This is a genomic window from Bradyrhizobium sp. 1(2017), from assembly GCF_011602485.2.
GTDB lineage: Bacteria > Pseudomonadota > Alphaproteobacteria > Rhizobiales > Xanthobacteraceae > Bradyrhizobium.
On the sequence record NZ_CP050022.2, the window covers coordinates 358972 to 375447 of the forward strand.

A 16476-nucleotide genomic window follows, 5' to 3' on the forward strand; every position below is an offset into this window, starting at 1 on the left:
GCCAGCATGACCCGCCCGCGCCGCAGCCATCTGTTCATGCCCGGCTCCAACCCCCGCGCGCTGGAAAAGGCGCGCAATCTCGCCGCCGACGGCCTGATCCTCGATCTCGAGGATTCCGTCGCGCCTGACGCCAAGGCGGTGGCGCGCGACGGCATCGCCGCCGCGATTGCGGCCAAGGGCTTTGGCAAGCGCGAGATTTTGATCCGGACCAATGGTCTCGACTCGGCCTGGTGGGCCGATGACGTCGCTATGGCCGCCAAGGCCTCGCCGGACGGAATCCTGGTTCCAAAAGTTTCAAGTGTCGAAGATCTCGACGCGATCGGCCGGAAGCTCGCCGAGCTCGGCGCCGCGCCGACCGTGAAAGTCTGGGCGATGATCGAGACCGCCCGCGCGGTGCTGCATGCCGAGGAATTGGCCGCGGCGGGCCGCGATCCATCGCGGCGCTTGTCGGGCTTCGTGTTCGGCCCGAACGACATCTCGCGCGAGACGCGGATCCGAATGCAGCCGGGGCGCGCCGCGATGATCCCGATGATCACCCATTGCATCCTGGCGACGCGTGCCCACGGTCTCGAGATCCTCGACGGTCCCTACAGCGACATCGCCAACTCCGACGGTTTCGCCACCGAATGCGCGCAGGGCCGCGATCTCGGCTTCGATGGCAAGACGTTGATTCACCCTTCGCAGATCGACGCCTGTAACGCCATCTTCACCCCGCCCGAAGAGGAAGTCGCCCGCGCCCGGAAGATCATCGCGGCATTCGAATTGCCGGAGAACGTCTCGCGCGGTGCGATCCGCCTCGACGGCGCCATGGTGGAGCGCCTGCACGCCGATATGGCCCGGCGCACGATCGAGATCGCGGACGCGATTGCGGCGATGAGCAAGGGCTGAGGACCGACGCTCTCAGGGCTTTGCGACGGCAAGAACCGCGATGACGATCGCGGCGAGGATGACGACCGGCAGCGTCCCTGGCATCGAGGGCGATGCACCTGCTTCGATCTTCCGGAGCTGGCCGCTCTGGACACCGTGCAAGGCCGATAGCAGCACGACGAAGCCGAGCTTGACGTTCAGCCAGCCCTGGCCGAACCATGATCCCGATATGGCAAGGCCCGTCCCGAACGTCCAGACCCCGATGATTGCCGGAACGGTCACCCACCGATCGTAGCGGCGGATGCCGGCGACGAACCGTTCGTGCGCCTGCGGCACTTTCGACAGCAAGGCAAGCGTCAGCGACGTCACCGTCACGCCACCGACGAAGAGCAGCGCAGACGCGACGTGGGCGGCCTTCAGCCAGACGTAGTAGTCAGCGACGTTCATCTCGTGGACGATTCCTCACGCAAGGCCTCGATGTGTTGCCGGATGCGCCGAGACGCGACAAAGCCGGCGAACGGAACGAAGGCCGAGGCCGCAAGCCATGTGATCTGGCGTTGCTGCCAGATGCCGGCGCCGGCGGTCTGCAAAAGCGTCCAGCAGTAGAAGATGAATGCAAGGCCGTGCAGCGGCCCGATCACCCGCACACCGATCGGCCAGTCCCATAGATGCTTGAGGGGAACGGCGACGCAGACGAGCAGGGCCAGCGTCGAGGCCTCTATGACGGACGCAAGCTGGAGTTGGTCCAGCAGGGAAACGTTGCTCTTGGTGTCGTTGTTCATGACCTGACCATTGAAGGCGCGTCGGTCGTGATTTAGCCGATGCGGTCGAGACTCATGAGTGGCGCTTCTGCCGATTGATGATCATTTCCTGCCAAAACGTGATACTGACGTTTGCGGCATTGGCCGGGAGTGGAACGTCATGATTCATAGGGTCTGCATTGTCGCGATGAATCAGGTCATCCCGTACGACCTGGCACTCGCTTATGAGGTCTTCGGGCGGCTCAGGGACGACAGGAGCAAGCCGCTCTACGATGTGCGCGTGTGTGCCGAAATTGCTCGTGTCGATGCCGGGCCGTTCGGGCTGGTGGTGCCCTTCGGATTGGAGGTCGTTGCCCGCGCCCGCACCGTGATTGTGCCTGGAATCGAGAATCCTCTGGCTCCCATCTCGACGGCCGTTCTTCGCACCTTGGTCAAGGCGCATCGTCGAGGGACGAGAATTGCGTCGATCTGCTCCGGTGCATTCGTGCTGGCGGAGGCCGGTCTGCTGGATGGGCGCCGCGCGACCACCCACTGGCTCTGTGCCGATGAGCTCGTCCGCCGCTATCCGCGGGTGCAGGTCGATCCGAATGTTCTCTATGTGGATGAGGGAGAGATCGTGACGTCAGCCGGGGCATCGGCGGGAATGGACATGTGTCTTCACCTCGTCAGACGAGATTTCGGTCAGGCCGTGGCCGTTCATGCCGCGCGGCTGGCCGTCGCTCCGGTCAACCGGGAAGGTGGTCAGGCACAATTCATCCGGCGCGATCCGCCGCGTTCGAGCGGCTCTCTCGCCGCTCATCTCGAATGGGTTGCCGCTCATCTGGCGAAGCCGCTCACGGTGGCACGGATGGCGGCCCAGGCGCGGATGAGCGAACGAAGTTTTGCACGTCATTTCCGCGAGCAGATCGGCACCACTCCGATGCAATGGCTGTTGAACGCGCGAATTCGCCGGGCGCAGGAGCTTCTGGAAAGCAGCCCGGCTTACGTGGACCAGATCGCCGCGGCCTGCGGCTTTCAGTCGACCGTCACGTTTCGCACGAGCTTTCGCCGGATCGCCGGGGTCAGCCCTGGCGACTATCGGCGGCGGTTCAACGCGGTGCAATCGTCCGGTAAGTCGGGTTCAAAAGACCGTGCTGCGAGAGCGGTCGTCCGCAGAACCAACAACAGGCTTGCCGCCGGTCGCGGCTCGATCAGACGTCCCGGGCAGGTCTGACCAAGCGAAAGCGCGATGCGGTGGCTCGCTGTGATTTGTGTCACACAGCCCGGTCGATTGCTTCAATAGATTGGCGCCGTGTAAATTGTGAACATTGCCTCCGGTCCCGATATGGCGAGTGGGCGTCCTCATGCTTCGCAAATTTTTCTATTGCCTTGCCCTTCTTGTTCTCGCTGGCCCGGCAATCGCCAACGACCGGGCCAAAGGCGAGGCGAGCGCTGCCATTGCCACCGCCTCCGAGGCGATACGGCGGGATCCCAAGGACGCGGGTGCCTACTACAGCCGGGGCAACGCGTATAGCGACAAGGGCGAGGCAGACCGTGCCATTGCAGACTACACGACAACGATCCGGCTCGATCCGGCGCATGTGGATGCGCATTACAACCGGGGCAACGCTTACAGCAACAAAGGCGACGCGGAGCGCGCCATCGCGGACTATACGGCGACGATCCGGCTCGATCCGGCCTATGCGAACGCGTACTACAACCGAGGTAATGCCTTCAGCAAGAAGGGCGACACGGATCGCGCCATTGCCGATTACACCGAAGCGGTCCGCCTGCAGCCCATGAATGCGAACGCCTATTTCAATCGCGGCAATGCTTACGGCAGCAAAGGCGACGCGGACCGTGCCATTGCGGATTACACCGACGCGATACGCGTGGACCCCACATACGCGAACGCCTACGTCAATCGCGGTCTAGCCTATGAGAAGCGCGGAGATTTCGCCAAGGCAAGGGCCGACTTCAACGCGACGCTCGGACTGACCCAGAGCGCCACAAGATGGGCTCTGGACAAGGCACGCGAGCGGCTTGCTGTCCTGCCTGCGCCGCGGCCGGCAACGATATTGGCCGAGAAACCGAGCGTTCCTCCGGCTGTCCTGGCCCCCGGGGCTGCGAACGGTGATCGCCGTATTGCCCTCGTCATCGGCAATTCGGCATATGAAAACGTTGCCGCACTCCCGAACCCCGTGCGCGACGCGAGCCTCGTCGCTGACGTGCTGAAGCTCACCGGCTTCGAAGCAGTTACCCTGCTGACCAACCTCCGCAAGGAGGCGCTGGTCAGCGCTCTGCGCGAGTTCGCTGCACGTGCGGAAACGGCGGATTGGGCCGTCGTCTATTATGCCGGACACGGCATGGAGGTCGGCGGCGTCAACTACCTCATCCCGACGGATGCTAGGATCGCCGCGGATCGCGAAATCGCATTCGAAGCCGTGCCCGTCGATCAGGTTCTCAACGCGGCGGAGCGCGCGAAAAAATTGCGCCTCGTCATTCTCGATGCCTGCCGTGATAACCCGTTCGCAGCCCAGATGAAGCGCACGATGACGGTCGCGTCGCGTTCCGTGTCGCGAGGTCTGGCGCCTGTCGAGCCGGAGGCTGGAACGCTGGTGGTCTACGCCGCAAAGGATGGCGAGACTGCGCTCGACGGCGACGGGAGCAACAGCCCGTTCGCAGCCGCGTTCGTCAAGAATGTCCCGACGCCGGGCCTCGAGGTCCGCAGGCTGTTCGATTTCGTGCGCGACGATGTCATGGAAGCGACCGGTCGCAAGCAGAAACCGTTCAGTTACGGCTCGATCTCCGGACGGCAGGACTTCTATTTCGTCGCTGGCAAGTGACGCCGGATTTGGCAGGATTAAGCCCGGGGCTGCTCGCCCATATCCTGTCCGGGCGCAATATCTCCGCCTCGCCTAGCCTCATGGTCGGCGATCGCCGCCACGACATCAATGGTGCTCACGCGGTCAAGATGCGCGGCCTCGGCGTGCGCTGGGATATGGCAGTCGGGACGAACTTCCGGATCTCATCGCGATTTAGGGCGTCGTTTCGGCCTGGTGGGCGATGCCGTGCCATACGGCATCTTTGAGAGCGATGAATGAGGGCGGTGGAATGGTCGGCGGATCGGCAGGTCCGCTCGCCGTTCCCGGCACCAGGACGGCGACGTGGATCTCGCCATCCGTATAGTAAGGGTCGCCGCCACCATTTCGGCCGAACAGGGTCGGGCCTATGCCGGAGATCTGAAAGGATTTGCTGACGACGCGGGCCGCTCGCAAGTCGGCCATCAGGAGATCCCGCTCGGCATCGATGTTGGCCGCGATGTGATGGGTGACCTGTCCCGTATCGTGGCTCAGCCCGACGCCTCGGTCGAAAGTCGCCGAACCGAGCCAGACTGGACGACCGTCGTTACCCTTTTCAAGGACCTTCCAGAACCGAACGTGGTTCCGCCGATCTGCACTTTTCCCTGCAGGCTTCTCGAACGCGTATTGCTCCTTCTTTCCGAGATAATAGAGCGGGCTGACAGGCGCGTCGCGATACGGTCGATCCAGGACCACGCTCCCGACGATCTCGATGCTCGATCGCAGCGTCACGGCGTCGGCCGCAAACCATCCGGCCGCATTCATGGCGCGGACGACGTCTTCGCCGTCGCCAACAAGTCCAACGTTCAGGGGATCACCGGGGATGTCGTCCGACGTCCTGGTGAGCATCGGCAACGAAGCGAGCCCCGCTTCGTGCTCGTGGTGAATCCACAGGGTGGGCACCAGAACGTATGCGAGGGCCAGATAGACGAGCGCGACAAAGGCCAGCACGAAAGGCCACCGTCGCTTCCTCGTCCCGATCTTCGCGGAATGGGTCATGCAGTATCGTTCGAGCCAGTATACGCGACATCCTACCCATCCAGCATAGTCCGTTACGACGTCCGGCGCGAGGCTTGCGACCGCACCGGCGTGCGCCAGGCCGACGGCCGCGTTCCGGCCGGGAACCTCATTGGCCGGTGCCCCGGCGGCTCAGTGCGGCACGATCTCTGCGCGATCGAGCGACTCCAGTGTTGCGGCATTGGCGCAATAGCCGTGGCAATTCTCCGCTGCGGTGCCGGCGGCGAGATCGCGATCGCATTGTCCCTTCTGATTGCAGAGCGAGCAGACCCGCTCCATATCGCGCAGCAGCAGCGGCTGCGCGCGGCCGAGGCCCTCGGCATTGACGCCGAGCTGGTCCAGCAGCTTCGGCAATTCGTCGGCGGCGTGCCTGCCGTGGCGGACGAGCTCCTCGAGATCGTCAGGCGCGATCCTGAGATCGCTGGCGATCCGGTCGAAATCGGCGCGATCGAGCCGCCGCATCTCGTTCATCTCGCGGCGATGCTTCAGCCAGCCGGCGAAGGACTCGATGAGGTCCTGGACGATGGGATAAGGCCTGCTTGCGGTGCTCATGCGAGGCTCCGTTGGGGTCGTGGAATTGGAGCCAGATTAGGCACAATGGTGCAGAGGCGCGTTGCGCTGGATCAAATTGAGATTGCGTCGAGAGGCTCGTGTCCCGGACGCGGCGCAGCGTGCAACGCCGCTCCGCAGAGCCGGGGCCTATCTCGCCGGAATTGCTGGGCGCCGGCTCAGCACATCACTGATGTGCTGCGCTGCGCTGCGTCCGGGGCACGAGAGCATCGCGCGACGAGAGATCTCAGCCGAACCGCTCCGCCGCCCAGGCATACAGGCTACCGGGAATCGGCTTCTCGCCGCCGCGTCCCTTGGGCGAGATGTGCAGGCCGATGATGTCGGGGTTAGTGACGAGGCCGAGATAGCTCGAGGGATCGAAGAACAGTTTTGGTTCAGCATGCACGGCGTAGAACGATTGCTTCGGCAGCGCATTCTGCAATTCGCCGGTGCGGCGCGCCAGCGCGGTGAGCGCCGCGGGGCCATAGATCGCGACGCGGATGTCGGAGAGGCGGTTCGAGCCGCCGCGGAGGCGGCGCATCATGAAGGTGATACGGTGACGCATGGAGAGCCAGTTCGGCGTCAGCTCCTCCTGCTCCATCAGCTCCTCGAAGGCGGCGACGATGCCGTGCTCGGGCGGCAGATAGATCACGGAATTGCCGAGCTGGCGCGGCCGCTCCCAGGCAAAGTACGGTTTTGCCGGATCGATCTCGACGGGCCTTAACAGCAGCACGTCGGCATCGAGCCAGAGGCCGAGATTCCCCGCCATCAGCTTCATGCGGAAGAAGTCGCTGAACTGCAGCGTGGTCCAGTCGCGCCAGCTGCCGTCGGGCTGCGGCGGCCGCAGTCTTTCCGAGAACGCCTGCGGCAGGATCGCCTCGGCGTCCGCGTTCGCGACGCCCGCGGGCAGACCGGGAATGGTGTCGAAGCTGTAGACCGTGACCTTGTGCCCGGCAGCCAGCTGCGAGCGCAGGCAGGTCTGGCGCAGCGCGTCCATCGGTCCATGCCAGAAGGTGACGATCTCGGGCAGCATGGGCTCAAGCTCAGGAGAAGATGATCCGGGCAAAGAAAAAGCCCCGGCGCCATCAGCACCGGGGCTCGAGCGAAGATTTGTGATCAGGCCCAGGCGCGCTCGCGCTTGAGCTTGTCCTCATAGGTGTCGATCGAGGACTTCTTCTCCATCGTGAGGCCGATGTCGTCGAGGCCGTTGATCAGGCAGTGCTTGCGGAACGGATCAATCTCGAACTTGACCTTGCCGCCGTCGGGACCGCGGATCTCCTGGTTCGGCAGGTCGATCGTCAGCGTCGCATTGGCGCCGCGCTCGGCGTCGTCGAACAGCTTGTCGAGGTCTTCCTGCGAGACGCGGATCGGCAGAATGCCGTTCTTGAAGCAGTTGTTGTAGAAGATGTCGCCGAACGAGGTCGAGATCACGCAGCGGATGCCGAAATCGAGCAGCGCCCAGGGCGCATGCTCGCGGCTCGAGCCGCAGCCGAAATTGTCGCCGGCCACCAGCACCTTCGAATTGCGATAGGCGGGCTGGTTGAGGACGAAATCCGGGTTCTCGCTGCCGTCGTCCTTGTAGCGCTGCTCGGAGAAGAGTCCCTTGCCAAGGCCGGTGCGCTTGATGGTCTTGAGGTACTGCTTCGGAATGATCATGTCGGTGTCGACATTGATGATCTTCAGCGGCGCCGCGACGCCTTCCAGCGTGGTGAACTTGTCCATGGTTGGGCTTTCCCGGATGGGTCTAGGGGAGCAGGTATTTATCGCGATCGGGGCCCAAATCATAGGCCGAATTCGGCAGATCTCGTCTGCTTGGCCGGAGCGCACCGCCGCGGCGGTGATACCGGCCTACTCTACCTTAGCCTCGATCGCGGCCATATCGTCGTCTGACAGGCCGAAATGATGGCCGATCTCGTGGATCAGCACGTGGCGGACGATGTGGCCGAGGGTCTCGTCGTGCTCGGCCCAGTAATCCAGGATCGGCCGGCGGTAGAGCCAGACCATGTTGGGCAGCCGCGCCACGTCGCCCAGGCTCTGCTGCGGCAGTCCGATGCCCTGGAACAGGCCGAGCAGGTCGAACTCGCTCTCGCATTGCATCTCGTCCAGCACTTCCTCGGTCGGGAAGTCGTCGACGCGGATGATGACGCCCTCGCAGAGCTTGCGAAACTCCGCCGGCAGGCGCTCGAAGATCTCGTGCGCCGTCGCTTCCATCTCGGCCAGCGAGGGCGCTTTCAATTCCGTCCACATGGGCTTGTCTTAGCGCGGGTTCCGTGGCGATGCATCTGGCTTTATAAGCGCGGCGAGGTTGACGCGCGCCGCCAAAACGGGGAGCGTGGGGCCTCGAATGGGACGTTTCAGGTGGGCGGAAAAATGCGAGCGAAAACAGCGCTGACGCTACTGTGCATGGGGTTGTTTTCGCAGTTTAGTGTGGGGGCTGAAGCCCAGACTCACGCCCAGACCGCCGGCCCCACGATCCGCCTTGCCCAGGCAGCCCCGCCTGATGACGTGCCCCCGCCGCGCAAACGGCCTCCCGCGCGCCTGCGCGTCACGCCCTATTACAGCCCGGACGGCGTCTATCCGCGCTACAATCCCGGCCCGGACGCCGTCCGCGTGTGCAACGCCACCTATGTGGAGGAGCACCGGCCGAGCGGCACGGTGATCGTGCCGCGCGTGAGCTGCTACTGGCGCCGCGGCTGATGCCCGGCTCAATGCCATCGTCGGCGAGACAGCGCGGGCGCCTGCTCGGGCTCATGGCGACGAAATGGGTTCCATTGATCGTCGCCGTCGCGCTTGCCGCCGGGCTGCCTCGCGCCTTCGCTGCGCAACGGGTGACGTTGCCGGAGGCCTCGGCGGGGATCGCGGTTTTCGATGCGCGACGCCACGCGCGAACCCATGGCATTGCGCGACCTGCTGTTCGCCGTGATCCACGCTACTACGCGCGGCCGGTCTACTACCGTCCCTATCCCTACGGCGTGCCCGCCCCGTTCGTGATCGGCTACGGACCCTTCTGGTGACGCCGCGCGTTAACCCGCAGGCGCAAATCCCTTGACCAGCAGCACGGTCGCCTCCGCGCCCGCCTTGCGATCCCTCGAGATCTCCTCGTAGTCGGGCGAGTTCGAGAAGGCGAAGAACGCGGCCTCGTCGGGAAACGACATCATGACAAGCTTGTCATGCCGCCATTCCCCTTCGCGCACGCGCGGATGCTCGTCGGCGGCGAGCAGCCTTCCACCATATTTCCTGAACACGTCGAAGAACCGCGCCTGATAGCGGTCGTAGGCCGCGCGGTCCGTCATCTTCAATTGCGCGATCGCATAGACCGTCATCTGCAAACGCCCTCGCTCGCGGCACTGCGTCGCATCGCTGAGCGCAGCGTCGTTCATTCATGGCGCGTTCACGTCGCTCTCCTCAGTTTAATCCCGGGAGCGACCGCAGTTGAACAGCGATGGCGCGAATGTCGCTGCGCAAATCTCGCTGTCCAGATTCAGGAGGATTCCATGCTGAGGATATTGAGTCTCAGGGCAAGCCCGATGCGTTTGCTCGGGCTCGCGGCCGCCGCGACGCTGATGCTATCGGCCGGCACCGCGCGTCGCGCTGAAGCACTCACCTTGATCAATCCGGCGACGTCGCCCGCGACCAAGGCTGCGGCAGACGACCTCGTCACGCAGGTTCGCCACGGCGGCGGGCATGGACATGGCGGCGGCTTTCACGGCGGAGGTTTTCGCGGGGGCGGCTTCCATGGCGGTGGTTTTCGCGGAGGGCATGTTGGCGGCTTCCGCGGCGGTGGATTTCACCGCGGCCATATCGGTGGCTTCCGCGCCGCGCCGGCCTTTCACCGCCATGTCGGTGGCTATCGCCATGGCGGCTTTCGATATGGCGGCTACCACCGACACTGGGGCTATCAGCGCCCCCATTACGGCTATCGCCACTTCCACCGGCGCTATTATTCCAGCGGCTATTATCCCTACTACAACTATCCACGCCGCTGCCGGGTGATCTGGACCTATTACGGCCCGCGCCGCGTCTGCCGCTGGCCCCGCTGGCACTATCCGTACCGGTACTGGTAGGCCGATCGAAATGAGAAGGGCGCCGCAGCGGCGCCCTTTGTTCATCCGGATGGCTAAAGCTAATCCTTCAGCTTCCACGATGCGGATCTCCACCGCATCAAATTATCGAGCTTCCATTGTTTGAACATCGCCGGCGGCCAGTGGCTGAGCTTTGAGGTCTCCTCGACCTCTGGCTTGGCGACGCGCAGCGGCATCGCGCGCCGCCGGTTTTGGCGCGTGGCCTCGCTGATCAGATCGACATAGTCCGGCTTGTTGGCCATCGGCAGCGTCCTCGCGAAAACCTCGCGAGGACGAGAATGTGGCGACGCGGATTAAGGGCGGTTTGCCGCAATCGCTACAATTGCAGGGACGAGCTTAACGCCAGTCCCTGACATCGACGAAGTGACCGGCGATCGCCGCTGCCGCCGCCATCGCCGGCGACACCAGGTGCGTGCGGCCCTTGAAGCCCTGGCGGCCCTCGAAATTGCGGTTCGAGGTCGAGGCGCAGCGCTCTTCCGGCTTCAGCTTGTCCGGGTTCATGGCGAGGCACATCGAGCAGCCCGGCTCGCGCCATTCGAAGCCGGCCTTGATGAAGATCTTGTCCAGACCCTCGGCCTCGGCCTGCTCTTTCACGATGCCGGAGCCCGGCACGACCATGGCGTTGACGCTGCCTGCAACCTGCTTGCCTTCCGCGATCTTGGCGGCGGCGCGCAAATCCTCGATGCGGCCGTTGGTGCAGGAGCCGATGAAGACGCGGTCGAGCTTGATGTCGGTGATCTTCGTCCCTGCGGTCAGGCCCATATACTTCAGGGCGCGATGCTTAGAGATGCGCTTGGCCTCATCCGCGATCTTGTCGGGATCGGGCACCATGCCGGTCACCGAGATGACGTCCTCGGGGCTCGTGCCCCAGGTCACGATCGGCGGCAGCTTGGCGGCGTCGAGGCGCAGCTCGTGATCGAAATGCGCGCCTTCGTCGGAGCGCAGTTTCTCCCAGTAGCGCATCGCCGCGTCCCAGGCCGCGCCCTTCGGCGCCTTCGGACGTTCGCGCAGGAAGTCGTAGGCCTTCTGGTCGGGTGCAACGAGGCCGGCGCGCGCGCCGCCTTCGATCGACATGTTGCAGACCGTCATGCGGCCTTCCATGCTGAGCGCGCGGATCGCATCGCCGGCATATTCCAGCACGTAGCCGGTGCCGCCGGCGGTGCCGATCTCGCCGATGATGGCCAGGATGATGTCCTTGCCCGTCACGCCGTCAGGCAATGTGCCGTCGACGGTGACGCGCATGTTCTTGGCCTTCTTCTGGATCAGCGTCTGCGTCGCCAGCACGTGCTCGACCTCGCTTGTGCCGATGCCATGCGCGAGCGCGCCGAACGCGCCATGCGTCGAGGTGTGGCTGTCACCGCAGACGATGGTGGTGCCGGGCAGCGTAAAGCCCTGCTCGGGGCCGATGACGTGGACGATGCCCTGGCGCTTGTCGAACTCGTCGTAATATTCGATGCCGAATTCCTTGGCGTTGTCGGCCAGCGCCTTGATCTGCTCGATGCTCTCAGGGTCGGGATTCGGCTTGGTACGGTCGGTGGTCGGCACGTTGTGGTCGACGACGGCGAGCGTCTTCTCGGGCGCGTGCACCTTGCGTCCCGTCGCGCGCAAGCCTTCGAACGCCTGCGGCGAGGTCACCTCGTGCACCAGATGGCGATCGATATAGAGCAGGCATGTGCCGTCCTCGGCTTCGTGCACCAGGTGGTCGTTCCAGATCTTGTCGTACAATGTGGTCGGCTTGGACATGAGCTTCAGCTCCGAAGAATGTGTGTCAGCGATGAGCGCGCCTGGCGCGCGGGCAACAAATCGTCAGCGCAGCCTTTCAGGCTGCGCGAATAAGCTCTGACGTTGCCGAGGTCGCGAAGCGTCCGAAGAACCGGCCAGGCAGCCGCGAGCGATCGTCGATGACGATGGGCTTGACGGGGACGGGGCTGGTCCGATCTGGAAACATTCTAGAAGCTATATAGCATGCAGCGGTAAAAGCGCGAGCGTTTCAGTTCGTCATTGCGAGCGCAGCGAAGCAATCCAGAAATGCGTCCGCGGAAACAGTCTGGATTGCTTCGTCGCAAGGGCTCCTCGCAATGACAGCGGGGCCAAACAAAAAAGCGCGGAGCCGAGCCCCGCGCTTTCGAAACTTGCCAGATGGGCGAAAGCTTACTCGCCGACGGCAGTCGCGCGGTCCTGCTTCTCGACGATGCGGGCCGACTTGCCGCGGAGGTTGCGGAGGTAATAGAGCTTGGCGCGACGCACCTTGCCGCGACGCACCACCTTGATCGAGTCGATCATCGGCGACATCAGCGGGAACACGCGCTCGACGCCCTCGCCATAAGAGATCTTGCGAACGGTGAAGCTCTCGTTGAGGCCACCACCGGAACGCCCGATGCAAACGCCTTCATAGGCCTGCACGCGGGTGCGGTCGCCTTCGACGACCTTCACGTTGACGATCACGGTGTCGCCGGGGCCGAATTCCGGAATGGCCTTGCCGGCGGACAGCTTGTCGAATTGCTCTTGCTCGAGCTGCTTGATCAGGTTCATGGGTAAATCTCCATCGGCGCGCCCAGCCTTGGAAACGGGGGCTGCGCGAAATTCGTTTATCCAGCCATTGCGGATGTGGCCGCTCCTATAAGGCAAGCCGGAGCGTTTGTCACCCGTCTGTCTTGTTTTTTGGCGTTTTTTGGCGACCGGCCCGATTCGGGGGCTTGGCTGGGATCTGCGCCCACAAATCCGGCCGCCGGGCCGCCGTCAGGGCCTCGGATTCAGCACGCCGCCAGGCCGCGACCTTGGCGTGGTCGCCGGAGGTCAGGATGTCAGGGATCGGAGCCCCCTCGAACAGCTGCGGGCGGGTATATTGGGGGTATTCGAGCAGGCCGTCCGAGAAGCTTTCCTCGGTTCCCGAGGCCTCCTTGCCCATCACCCCCGGCAACAGCCGGACGCAGGCGTCGATCAGGGCCAGCGCGGCGATTTCACCCCCGGACAGGACGTAATCGCCGATCGAGACCTCCTCCAGGCCGCGCCCGTCGATCACCCGCTGGTCCACCCCCTCGAACCGCCCGCAGACGATCAGGGGGCCGGGGCCCTTGGCGAGCTCGGCGACGCGGGCCTGGGTCAATGGCCGACCGCGCGGGCTCATCAGCAAACGAGGCCGGTCCGGACCGGCCTCGGCGGCATCGATCGCCGCGGCCAGCACATCCGCCCGCAGCACCATGCCCGGCCCGCCGCCCGCGGGGGTGTCGTCGACACTGCGGTGGCGGTCGGTGGCGGAAGCCCTGATATCGCGAGCCTCGATCTCCCAGATGCCGGCGGCAAGCGCCCGGCCGGCGAGGCTCACGCCCAGCGGCCCCGGAAACATCTCCGGAAACAGCGTCAGCACCGTCGCGCGCCAGGGGGATGGATTGGTCATTGGATCCCGATCTCGTCGTCCCGGGGCGCGCGGAGCGCGAGCCCGGGACCCATAACCACCGCAGTCAATTTTGCGACGATTGGAGCTACCAGCTTAGCTAAAAACCACGGCTTGTGGTTATGGGTCCCCGCCTTCGCGGGGACGACCCGTGGATAGGGCTTCTTGCTCGTCCTCCCCCTCAACCTCCTGCGGCAGCGCGATCACCACGCGGCCGCCGGCAATGTCGACCTCCGGCACCACCGCGTTGGAGAACGGCAGCAGCAGCGTCGCACCCTTGGGTGGCGCGATCTCGATGATGTCGCCGGCGCCGAAATTGTGGATTGCGAGCACGCGGCCGAGCGCGTCGCCGTCGGTGGTGACGGCGGCGAGCCCGATCAGGTCGGTGTGGTAATACTCGTCCGCGTCGGTCGCGGGCAGTTTTTCGCGCGGGACGTAGAGCTCGATGCCGTTGAGACGCTCGGCCTCATCGCGGGTCGTGACGCCCTTGAACGTCGCGACCAGATGGTCTTTGGCCTCGCGCGCCGTTGCGACCTCGAACTGGCGCTTGCCGTCCTTGGCGAGAAGCGGACCGTAGCGCCTGACGGCAAAGGGATCTTCGGTGAAGGTCCACAATTTGACCGCGCCGCGCACCCCATGCGCGGCGCCGATCCGCGCGACGCAGACCAGCGCCGACATGATCTAGCCTTAGCCCTTGGCGGCGGCTTCGGCCTGCGCCTTGCGCTCCTTGCGCGGCACGGCCTTCTCGGGGTTGTTGCGCGCTTCGCGCTTCTTGACGCCGGCGGCGTCGAGGAAACGCGACACGCGATCCGACGGCTGCGCGCCCTTGGCGAGCCAGGCCTTCACCTTCTCCATGTCGAGCTTCAGGCGGGTCTCGTTGTCCTTCGGCAGCAGCGGGTTGAAATAGCCGAGACGCTCGATGAAGCGGCCATCGCGGGGGAAGCGCGAATCGGCGACGACGACGTGATAGACGGGACGCTTCTTGGTGCCTGCGCGGGCGAGGCGGATAACGACGGACATTCAGTTCTCCTTCAAAGTACGTTTTGTTCGGTTGATTGGTATTCCGCGTCACGCGAGACCGGTGCGATCCCGTGCGACGAATTCCTCATTTCTTCTTGCCCGGGAAACCGCCGAGGCCCGGCAGCGTCGGCTTGCCGCTCAGCCCGGTCAGTCCAGGAAGATTGGGCAGACCTTGGCGCAAGCCGGCGGGCAGATCCTTCGGCAGGTTCGGCAGGCCTTGTCCGCCGCCGCCGCTCTGCATCTTCTCCTGCATCGCCTTCATCTCTTCGGGAGACGGCATCTTCATGCCGCCGCCAAAGCCCATAGCCTGCGCGATGCCGGCGAGCGGGCCGCGCTTGCCCGAGCCCATGGCCTTCATCACGTCGGCCATGTTCCGGTGCATCTTCAGGAGCTTGTTGACGTGCTCGACGCTCTGGCCGGAACCTGCGGCGATGCGCTTCTTGCGGCTGGCCTTGAGCAGGTCCGGATGACGGCGCTCGTCGCGCGTCATGGAATCGATGATCGCGACCTGGCGCTTCAGGATCTTGTCGTCGATGCCGGCGGCGGCGATCTGGTTCTTCATCTTGGAGATGCCGGGCATCATGCCCATCAGGCCGCTGATGCCGCCCATGTTCGACATCTGCAACAGCTGCTCGCGCATGTCGTTGAGGTCGAACTGACCCTTGCGCATGCGCTCGGCGGTGCGCGCGGCCTTCTCGGCGTCGATGTTGGCGGCGGCGCGCTCGACCAGCGACACCACGTCGCCCATGCCGAGAATGCGACCGGCTATACGGTCGGGGTGGAAATCTTCCAGCGCATCGGTCTTTTCGCCGGTGCCGATCAGCTTGATCGGCTTGCCGGTGACCGCGCGCATCGACAGCGCGGCGCCGCCGCGGCCGTCGCCGTCGACGCGGGTCAGCACGATGCCGGTGAGGCCGACGCGTTGATCGAACGAGCGTGCGAGGTTCACCGCGTCCTGGCCGGTGAGGCTGTCGGCGACCAGCAGCACTTCATGCGGGTTCGCCGCAGCTTTGATTGCCGCAGCTTCCGCCATCATCTCTTCGTCGAGCGTGGTGCGGCCGGCGGTGTCGAGCAGCACGATGTCGTAGCCGCCGAGCTTGCCGGCTTCGAGCGCGCGCTTCGCGATCTGCGGCGGCTGCTGGCCTGCAACGATGGGGAGCGTTGGAATGTCGAGATCGCGGCCGAGCACGGCCAGCTGCTCCATCGCCGCCGGACGATAGACGTCGAGCGAGGCCATCAGCACCTTGCGCTTGTCGCGCTGGACCAGGCGGCGGGCGAGCTTCGCGGTGGTGGTGGTCTTACCGGAGCCTTGCAGACCGACCATCATGATCGGCACCGGCGGCACCGAATTGACGTCGATGGTCTGGCCTTCGGCGCCGAGCGTGTTGATCAGCTCGTCATGGACGATCTTGACCACCATCTGGCCGGGCGTGACCGACTTGACGACGGTGGCGCCGATCGCCTGCTCGCGGACGCGCTCGGTGAAGCTGCGCACCACTTCGAGCGCGACGTCGGCTTCGAGCAGCGCGCGGCGCACCTCGCGCATCGCAGCGTCGACGTCCTTTTCGGTCAGCGCGCCGCGCCCCGTCAGACGATCGAGAATGCCACCAAGCCGTTCCGACAGATTGTCGAACAATGCCGTTGTCCTTGTCCTGCTCGCCAGAAAGGCGATCTTCCAAACACCTTTACGCCCGAGGGCGCACAGCGCTGTCGGGCGTTGGCCTCCGGCCTCCAGGGCCAGTCGGCGGGTCGAAAAGAAAGCCTTTCCGAGAAAGTGGCGGGGTTAAACGCCGCTCACGCCCAAAAGTCAAGGAAAGTTAGGGTGCCGCGGCGGCCCTGCCAGGGCAAAGCCCTGAAAACATGGGATTTTTGCAGGCTGGTTCCTTTTCCCCGGGTTCCACCCATATTGGAGGTCATGACCTGCCTCCGCTACCATCGCTGAAGAC

The 16476-nt window shown here is 64.6% G+C and carries 22 protein-coding genes; 7 read left to right on the plus strand and 15 right to left on the minus strand.

From position 1 onward, the window contains the following. Window positions 1-6: 6 nt before the first annotated feature. Window positions 7-888, plus strand: coding sequence for an HpcH/HpaI aldolase/citrate lyase family protein (locus tag HAP40_RS01705; protein WP_166811350.1), 882 nt, complete (start codon window positions 7-9; stop codon window positions 886-888). Window positions 889-900: 12 nt separating this feature from the next. Here HAP40_RS01705 and HAP40_RS01710 read toward each other — a convergent pair whose 3' ends face one another. Together HAP40_RS01710 and HAP40_RS01715 are read right to left on the minus strand one after the other, a co-directional pair. After that, window positions 901-1314, minus strand: coding sequence for a CopD family protein (locus HAP40_RS01710; RefSeq protein ID WP_166811348.1), 414 nt, complete (start codon window positions 1312-1314; stop codon window positions 901-903). Next, the gene (locus tag HAP40_RS01715; RefSeq protein ID WP_166811346.1) at window positions 1311-1649 is read right to left on the minus strand and encodes a DUF3817 domain-containing protein; all 339 of its coding nucleotides are present in this window, start codon (window positions 1647-1649) and stop codon (window positions 1311-1313) included. The genes HAP40_RS01710 and HAP40_RS01715 overlap by 4 nt, the downstream gene beginning before the upstream one ends. A gap of 58 nt (window positions 1650-1707) precedes the next feature. Here HAP40_RS01715 and HAP40_RS01720 point away from each other — a divergent pair, with 58 nt between their 5' ends. From HAP40_RS01720 to HAP40_RS37285, 3 genes are all read left to right on the plus strand, one after another. After that, entirely contained in the window at window positions 1708-2841 is a 1134-nt protein-coding gene (locus HAP40_RS01720) for a GlxA family transcriptional regulator (protein ID WP_246741198.1), read from the plus strand. A 118-nt stretch (window positions 2842-2959) separates the two neighbouring features. Further along, window positions 2960-4453: a tetratricopeptide repeat protein gene (locus HAP40_RS01725; protein ID WP_166811344.1), complete on the plus strand. Its 1494-nt coding sequence runs from the start codon at window positions 2960-2962 to the stop codon at window positions 4451-4453. 80 nt (window positions 4454-4533) lie between these two features. Next, window positions 4534-4698: a hypothetical protein gene (locus HAP40_RS37285; RefSeq protein ID WP_414645416.1), complete on the plus strand. Its 165-nt coding sequence runs from the start codon at window positions 4534-4536 to the stop codon at window positions 4696-4698. Here the strand turns inward: HAP40_RS37285 and HAP40_RS01735 are convergent. From HAP40_RS01735 to HAP40_RS01755, 5 genes are all read right to left on the minus strand, one after another. Next, entirely contained in the window at window positions 4646-5467 is an 822-nt protein-coding gene (locus HAP40_RS01735; RefSeq protein WP_166811340.1) for an LssY C-terminal domain-containing protein, read from the minus strand. The two genes, HAP40_RS37285 and HAP40_RS01735, sit on opposite strands and share 53 nt — an antisense overlap. A gap of 150 nt (window positions 5468-5617) precedes the next feature. Continuing rightward, entirely contained in the window at window positions 5618-6037 is a 420-nt protein-coding gene (locus HAP40_RS01740; protein ID WP_166811338.1) for a hypothetical protein, read from the minus strand. 244 nt (window positions 6038-6281) lie between these two features. Then, the gene (locus HAP40_RS01745; RefSeq protein ID WP_166811336.1) at window positions 6282-7067 is read right to left on the minus strand and encodes a hypothetical protein; all 786 of its coding nucleotides are present in this window, start codon (window positions 7065-7067) and stop codon (window positions 6282-6284) included. An 83-nt stretch (window positions 7068-7150) separates the two neighbouring features. Further along, complete coding sequence (leuD, locus tag HAP40_RS01750) at window positions 7151-7756, minus strand: 3-isopropylmalate dehydratase small subunit (protein ID WP_094972712.1); 606 nt, start codon at window positions 7754-7756, stop codon at window positions 7151-7153. Between the two features lie 126 nt (window positions 7757-7882). Continuing rightward, window positions 7883-8281, minus strand: coding sequence for a metallopeptidase family protein (locus HAP40_RS01755; RefSeq protein ID WP_166811334.1), 399 nt, complete (start codon window positions 8279-8281; stop codon window positions 7883-7885). Between the two features lie 156 nt (window positions 8282-8437). Here HAP40_RS01755 and HAP40_RS01760 point away from each other — a divergent pair, with 156 nt between their 5' ends. Both HAP40_RS01760 and HAP40_RS01765 read left to right on the plus strand, forming a co-directional pair. Next, window positions 8438-8731, plus strand: coding sequence for a hypothetical protein (locus HAP40_RS01760; protein ID WP_166819193.1), 294 nt, complete (start codon window positions 8438-8440; stop codon window positions 8729-8731). 53 nt (window positions 8732-8784) lie between these two features. Continuing rightward, the gene (locus tag HAP40_RS01765; RefSeq protein WP_166819192.1) at window positions 8785-9048 is read left to right on the plus strand and encodes a hypothetical protein; all 264 of its coding nucleotides are present in this window, start codon (window positions 8785-8787) and stop codon (window positions 9046-9048) included. Window positions 9049-9057: 9 nt separating this feature from the next. Here HAP40_RS01765 and HAP40_RS01770 read toward each other — a convergent pair whose 3' ends face one another. Next, window positions 9058-9357 carry a DUF1330 domain-containing protein gene (locus HAP40_RS01770; RefSeq protein ID WP_166819191.1) on the minus strand — a complete coding sequence of 100 codons (300 nt, stop codon included), beginning with the start codon at window positions 9355-9357 and terminating at the stop codon, window positions 9058-9060. 171 nt (window positions 9358-9528) lie between these two features. Between HAP40_RS01770 and HAP40_RS01775 the strand changes: the two genes are divergently transcribed. Next, a complete protein-coding gene (locus tag HAP40_RS01775; RefSeq protein WP_166811332.1) occupies window positions 9529-10098 on the plus strand; it encodes a hypothetical protein in 570 nt (189 codons plus the stop codon). Between the two features lie 59 nt (window positions 10099-10157). On the opposite strand, the gene HAP40_RS01780 is transcribed toward HAP40_RS01775, so the two are convergent. The 7 genes from HAP40_RS01780 to ffh form a co-directional block, all read right to left on the minus strand. Further along, a complete protein-coding gene (locus HAP40_RS01780; protein ID WP_166811330.1) occupies window positions 10158-10358 on the minus strand; it encodes a hypothetical protein in 201 nt (66 codons plus the stop codon). Between the two features lie 94 nt (window positions 10359-10452). Then, the gene (gene leuC / locus HAP40_RS01785; protein WP_166811328.1) at window positions 10453-11859 is read right to left on the minus strand and encodes a 3-isopropylmalate dehydratase large subunit; all 1407 of its coding nucleotides are present in this window, start codon (window positions 11857-11859) and stop codon (window positions 10453-10455) included. A 408-nt stretch (window positions 11860-12267) separates the two neighbouring features. Continuing rightward, window positions 12268-12648: a 50S ribosomal protein L19 gene (rplS, locus tag HAP40_RS01790; protein ID WP_166811327.1), complete on the minus strand. Its 381-nt coding sequence runs from the start codon at window positions 12646-12648 to the stop codon at window positions 12268-12270. A gap of 109 nt (window positions 12649-12757) precedes the next feature. Next, window positions 12758-13513 (minus strand): tRNA (guanosine(37)-N1)-methyltransferase TrmD, encoded by a 756-nt coding sequence (trmD, locus tag HAP40_RS01795; protein WP_166811325.1) that lies wholly within the window; start codon window positions 13511-13513, stop codon window positions 12758-12760. Between the two features lie 117 nt (window positions 13514-13630). Continuing rightward, complete coding sequence (gene rimM / locus HAP40_RS01800) at window positions 13631-14188, minus strand: ribosome maturation factor RimM (RefSeq protein ID WP_166811323.1); 558 nt, start codon at window positions 14186-14188, stop codon at window positions 13631-13633. Window positions 14189-14197: 9 nt separating this feature from the next. After that, a complete protein-coding gene (rpsP, locus tag HAP40_RS01805) occupies window positions 14198-14530 on the minus strand; it encodes a 30S ribosomal protein S16 (RefSeq protein ID WP_166811321.1) in 333 nt (110 codons plus the stop codon). Between the two features lie 85 nt (window positions 14531-14615). Continuing rightward, window positions 14616-16166: a signal recognition particle protein gene (gene ffh / locus HAP40_RS01810; RefSeq protein ID WP_166811319.1), complete on the minus strand. Its 1551-nt coding sequence runs from the start codon at window positions 16164-16166 to the stop codon at window positions 14616-14618. Between the last annotated feature and the right edge of the window lie 310 nt (window positions 16167-16476).

What these genes read in the sequence shown, in the direction of transcription:
- HAP40_RS01705 (WP_166811350.1), top strand. Translation starts at nt 7, where the DNA reads ATGACCCGCCCGCGCCGCAGCCATCTGTTCATGCCCGGCTCCAACCCC.
- HAP40_RS01710 (WP_166811348.1), bottom strand. Translation starts at nt 1,314, where the DNA reads ATGAACGTCGCTGACTACTACGTCTGGCTGAAGGCCGCCCACGTCGCG.
- HAP40_RS01715 (WP_166811346.1), bottom strand. Translation starts at nt 1,649, where the DNA reads ATGAACAACGACACCAAGAGCAACGTTTCCCTGCTGGACCAACTCCAG.
- HAP40_RS37285 (WP_414645416.1), top strand. Translation starts at nt 4,534, where the DNA reads ATGGTCGGCGATCGCCGCCACGACATCAATGGTGCTCACGCGGTCAAG.
- HAP40_RS01735 (WP_166811340.1), bottom strand. Translation starts at nt 5,467, where the DNA reads ATGACCCATTCCGCGAAGATCGGGACGAGGAAGCGACGGTGGCCTTTC.
- HAP40_RS01740 (WP_166811338.1), bottom strand. Translation starts at nt 6,037, where the DNA reads ATGAGCACCGCAAGCAGGCCTTATCCCATCGTCCAGGACCTCATCGAG.
- HAP40_RS01745 (WP_166811336.1), bottom strand. Translation starts at nt 7,067, where the DNA reads ATGCTGCCCGAGATCGTCACCTTCTGGCATGGACCGATGGACGCGCTG.
- leuD (WP_094972712.1), bottom strand. Translation starts at nt 7,756, where the DNA reads ATGGACAAGTTCACCACGCTGGAAGGCGTCGCGGCGCCGCTGAAGATC.
- HAP40_RS01755 (WP_166811334.1), bottom strand. Translation starts at nt 8,281, where the DNA reads ATGTGGACGGAATTGAAAGCGCCCTCGCTGGCCGAGATGGAAGCGACG.
- HAP40_RS01760 (WP_166819193.1), top strand. Translation starts at nt 8,438, where the DNA reads ATGGGGTTGTTTTCGCAGTTTAGTGTGGGGGCTGAAGCCCAGACTCAC.
- HAP40_RS01765 (WP_166819192.1), top strand. Translation starts at nt 8,785, where the DNA reads ATGGCGACGAAATGGGTTCCATTGATCGTCGCCGTCGCGCTTGCCGCC.
- HAP40_RS01770 (WP_166819191.1), bottom strand. Translation starts at nt 9,357, where the DNA reads ATGACGGTCTATGCGATCGCGCAATTGAAGATGACGGACCGCGCGGCC.
- HAP40_RS01775 (WP_166811332.1), top strand. Translation starts at nt 9,529, where the DNA reads ATGCTGAGGATATTGAGTCTCAGGGCAAGCCCGATGCGTTTGCTCGGG.
- HAP40_RS01780 (WP_166811330.1), bottom strand. Translation starts at nt 10,358, where the DNA reads ATGGCCAACAAGCCGGACTATGTCGATCTGATCAGCGAGGCCACGCGC.
- leuC (WP_166811328.1), bottom strand. Translation starts at nt 11,859, where the DNA reads ATGTCCAAGCCGACCACATTGTACGACAAGATCTGGAACGACCACCTG.
- rplS (WP_166811327.1), bottom strand. Translation starts at nt 12,648, where the DNA reads ATGAACCTGATCAAGCAGCTCGAGCAAGAGCAATTCGACAAGCTGTCC.
- trmD (WP_166811325.1), bottom strand. Translation starts at nt 13,513, where the DNA reads ATGACCAATCCATCCCCCTGGCGCGCGACGGTGCTGACGCTGTTTCCG.
- rimM (WP_166811323.1), bottom strand. Translation starts at nt 14,188, where the DNA reads ATGTCGGCGCTGGTCTGCGTCGCGCGGATCGGCGCCGCGCATGGGGTG.
- rpsP (WP_166811321.1), bottom strand. Translation starts at nt 14,530, where the DNA reads ATGTCCGTCGTTATCCGCCTCGCCCGCGCAGGCACCAAGAAGCGTCCC.